General features: G+C 32.2%; 4 protein-coding genes and 2 pseudogenes. All 6 read left to right on the plus strand.

Annotated features, from left to right (window positions below; genetic code table 11):
- Positions 1-20 precede the first annotated feature (20 nt).
- Positions 21-890: pseudogene (locus B2008_RS05115) on the plus strand (ATP-binding cassette domain-containing protein); the annotation flags it as partial.
- A gap of 222 nt (positions 891-1,112) precedes the next feature.
- Complete coding sequence (locus tag B2008_RS05120; RefSeq protein WP_286822533.1) at positions 1,113-1,364, plus strand: hypothetical protein; 252 nt, start codon at positions 1,113-1,115, stop codon at positions 1,362-1,364.
- Positions 1,365-1,519: 155 nt separating this feature from the next.
- Positions 1,520-1,927, plus strand: coding sequence for an AAA family ATPase (locus B2008_RS05125; RefSeq protein WP_281828272.1), 408 nt, complete (start codon positions 1,520-1,522; stop codon positions 1,925-1,927).
- Positions 1,928-2,591: 664 nt separating this feature from the next.
- Positions 2,592-2,720: a hypothetical protein gene (locus B2008_RS05135; RefSeq protein ID WP_281828276.1), complete on the plus strand. Its 129-nt coding sequence runs from the start codon at positions 2,592-2,594 to the stop codon at positions 2,718-2,720.
- 12 nt (positions 2,721-2,732) lie between these two features.
- A pseudogene (locus tag B2008_RS05140) lies at positions 2,733-3,088 on the plus strand (DUF6176 family protein).
- Between the two features lie 48 nt (positions 3,089-3,136).
- Positions 3,137-3,856 carry a GNAT family acetyltransferase gene (locus B2008_RS05145; protein WP_281828278.1) on the plus strand — a complete coding sequence of 240 codons (720 nt, stop codon included), beginning with the start codon at positions 3,137-3,139 and terminating at the stop codon, positions 3,854-3,856.
- Positions 3,857-4,025 lie beyond the last annotated feature (169 nt).

A 4,025-nucleotide genomic window follows, 5' to 3' on the forward strand; every position in this document is an offset into this window, starting at 1 on the left:
TCTTAACTTAATGACATTGGTTATTAGGTAATGTTGTTACTTTCTTGGTACCATTTTTAGTTGGCATATATATGGCTGTTAAAGGAATGACTACTTTGGGTGCATTGTTTGCCATCGTTCAATTAGCCAATTCCTTTGTAAATCCAATTTTAATTATTTTGGCGGATCGTAACAAACTGGCAACGACTAAAAAAATCGTTGAAAAGACGAAGAAATACTTATCATTGTCTGAAAAGCAAGATCAAGAAAATAGTATTTTTGCTAATAAGTTGAGTGTGAAAGACCTTGATTTGTTCAGAAAAAAACAAAAATTAGCACACGGTATCAGTTTTGAAATTCAAAAAGGTACTAAAACAGCGATTATTGGGCCTTCTGGCGTTGGTAAGTCAACTTTATTGCAGTTCTTAATGTATGGCAAATACGGCCATGCCAAAGAAATTATGCTTGATGGAGTCAGTCAAAAAGCAGGCAGTTTTTATAAGATCTTTGCTTACGCTAGCCAAGCTCCAGTGATTTTTGCTGATAGTTTATGGTTCAACCTAACCTTGGGAGCAAAAATTTCAGAAGAAGAGGTTAGAAAAGTCTGCGCAAGCCTCGATTTGAGCGAATTAGTTGAAGAAAAAGGCTTCGCTTATTCATTAGGTGACAACGCAGATCAATTATCTGGCGGTCAGCTTGCGAGAATTGAATTGGCAAGAGCAATTTTAGCTAAACGATCGATTCTGTTGCTGGATGAAATCAATGCTTCATTGGATAAGAAAACCTCAGATGATATTCATCATTACTTACTGAATTCAGATCTCACTTTTGTTGAAGTGATTCACCATTATGAACCTGAAGAATTAGAAAAATACGATCAGGTCATTGATTTAAAGGAGTTTGTGGATTAGTAATACCTAATAAAAAAGTCTTACTGCAATTTTCAGCAGTAAGACTTTTATGTTTGTTTATGTAAAATATTTATTCGGCTAATCTAGCTCTCAAACTGAAGTTGCCACTGAATTCATCGGTATGATCGCCTTCGTTGTAACCATACATTGAATCGTCGCCGATTCCTTTGATATACTGATAAAAAGCTTGAAATTTTAGAGCATCTTATGGGAAAGGAAGACATGATGAAAGCAAAAATCAAGATTATAGGATTATGTATCTTGGCATCACTTTTTGTTGCTTTACTCTGGCCGCTTTTTGATGTGCTTTTGTCAATTATTCAACAATTTATACAATTGCATTATATTAATCATATTGTCTGGCCGCCGACATTGAAAGATTATCTTATTGGCTATGTGGCTGCTTTTGTCATTTTAAGCATATTTTTCTCTCACTATATGCTTAGGGATGACGAGAAAACGAGAGATAAATGATTTGATAAAATTTTTGGTAGGTTCAATGTTTAATGCAATTTTGTGGTTGGTTATTGGCGTGATAATTTTCAATTTGACTGACAAGTATGTAAAGAAAAATGGAACGTTGGCTCAATATTAACAAAAGAATATTTATATCTTAAGAAGCGTTCAATATGAAAAAATTAATTATAATCAGAGGTAATTCTGGAAGTGGAAAGAGTACGCTAGCTCGTGAAATTCACAAAAAATTAGCCAGAAATAATTTGTTAATTTCACAAGATACGATACGTCGAGATATGCTTAGAGCTAAAGATGGAAAAGATACTGTTGCTTTACCACTTTTAGAAAATTTGTTGGAATATGGCCATAATAATTGTGAAATTAGGATTTTAGAAGGGATCCTTAACGCTGAATGGTATACGCCATTATTCAAAAAAGCTCAGCATTTGTATGGCGAAAATATTGATGCGTATTATTTTGATATTCCTTTTGCAGAAACTGTAAAACGCCATAAGACACGGCCACAAAGTGGTTCATTTAGTTCGGAAAAAATGAAATCTTGTTGCATTTTCTTTTTTTAAAATTAATGACTTTGAATTTTTAAAAAAGTGGGAATTTTTAAAAGCTGGAGGAAAAATAAATTCTGAATTTTCAAAAAAATAGAAATTTTTAAAAACTTGAGTAACTGTGCTAGACTTGTTTATTAACATCAAAATGCAGAAAAAATATAAGAAGTAAGCAACTTTTGTTATAATAATAGTTGCTTGAAAATACTTTAAATGTTGTCTGCTCGCATCATTTATAAAAATTAAAGAAGGCCATCCCTCAAGGGATGGCCTTTTTTTATACATTATCGATCTTTTCCTCACCTATGTCTTTTCCAAATCAATTCCTGTTTAATATTGCAGTCATTATAGCAGGTACTGTATAATATGAAAATAAAATTAAAGAATCTAAAAATTTAGCTAGGGGTAAATGGTGACTCTATGAAGGAAAAGGCAAAATGGCTAACAAGCTTAATTGCCATCAATTTAATTGGATTATTACTCATCACGTTGTACTCAGCATATTATAGTTTCGGGACAATGATCTTTGGTGTTCATAAGGCCGACGCAATAATAGATTTTTGGCACAGTGAGATGTTATTAGGCATTCCTTTCTTAATTGGCTTTAACTTATTAGCTATCATAACTGCCATATATCGAAAGATTAAAAATGGTAAGAAATGATAAAAGAGGCACCGCAATGAATGAAGAGCCTTTTATTTACACCCGACTTCTTGGCCAACACGGTAATTATGATGAACGTAGATGGGGAGAAGAGTCTTACAGTGCGGGCTTAAAAATTGGAGCTAACATTTTAATTAAAATATAAAGGGGAAAAGTTATGACTAGAATTGAATTAACACGTTTTAGAATCAAAAAGGGTAAAGAAGAAAAGACTCAGGAATGGATGGACTTTCTCAATAGTCATCATGAAGATACTGTAGGTACGATGGCTGCAGAGAATATGTTTGTTGAAACTTTTTTTCTGAAAAGGCTCAAGACGGGTATATGTATTTCTATTGGTATTCTATTCAAGGCGAAGGTGGTCAGCCTGTAGAAGAATCAGAAAATTATATTGATAAAAAGCATAATGAATACTGGGATGAATATATCGATGAAACATATAGACCAGTTGATATGAAATTAAAAGAGAGTTTAATTGCTCCAAACATCAATAATATCATTAACAAAAAATAGCCGTCCGAAGACGACTATTGCTGTTTTAGAAAAATTTGGAGATAAATGATGTCATTTTCCATTAAGAAAACTGATTCGAAAACTTATGAGATTTTATATAATCAAGAACAAATAGGAACGATTTCTACATATCAAAATGAGTTCCATAATACTTGTGTTTATTTAAAAATTAAACTTAATTCTTATCCTGATTTTTCACCTTTTGAGAAAATTAAAGAAATTGAAGGTAAGCCTTTGCAGGTAATGATTGAATCTTCAGAAACAGAATTGATCAAATATTTAACTAGCAATGGTTTTGAGTGTAAACGTCATTGCTTTTGTCCAGAATTTACTAAAACTGATTTAAAGGATAAATTGCAATCAGATCATCTAATTCATTATTTTTCAAGTGAAGATTCGATTTATCAAAAATGCTGTCAGCTTTTGTATCAGCACTATATTGAAATTTCAAGGCCAGTTTCACCTTACACAGCCGATTACGAAACTTTTCTTGAGAACGTTCCAACGGACAGTGGTTTTTACAGTTTAGATATAAACGATCGAGTTGATAATGTGATCTTTACTGAAAAGAATGAAATTGCGTATGTCGCTTCAAGTGATAAAGAAACTTGTTCTGTATTCTATCAGTCAGTCTTGAAACGTATCTTTTCAAAATATGATCAAACTTTCTTTGAAGCAGATGAGGAGACAGATTGGTGTGCAATGACGCTACTTCATTTGTTTAATTATGATTATCAAAAAAGCTTTAATACTTATATTTATAAATGATAAATAAAAAGGCATTCTGCTCTTTCAGAATGCTTTTGCTTTTCAAAATTATTTTACAAATTTCATCGCAATCATCATAATACCAAGCAAAATGAAGATTACTGCGACGATCTTTTTTAATTTTTCTTCGCTGACATCATTAGCAAATTTTGCCCCAATCACGCCGGCA

The sequence above is a fragment of the Lactobacillus sp. UBA5813 genome, from assembly GCF_002417895.1.
In the GTDB taxonomy this organism is placed as follows: domain Bacteria; phylum Bacillota; class Bacilli; order Lactobacillales; family Lactobacillaceae; genus Lactobacillus; species Lactobacillus amylolyticus.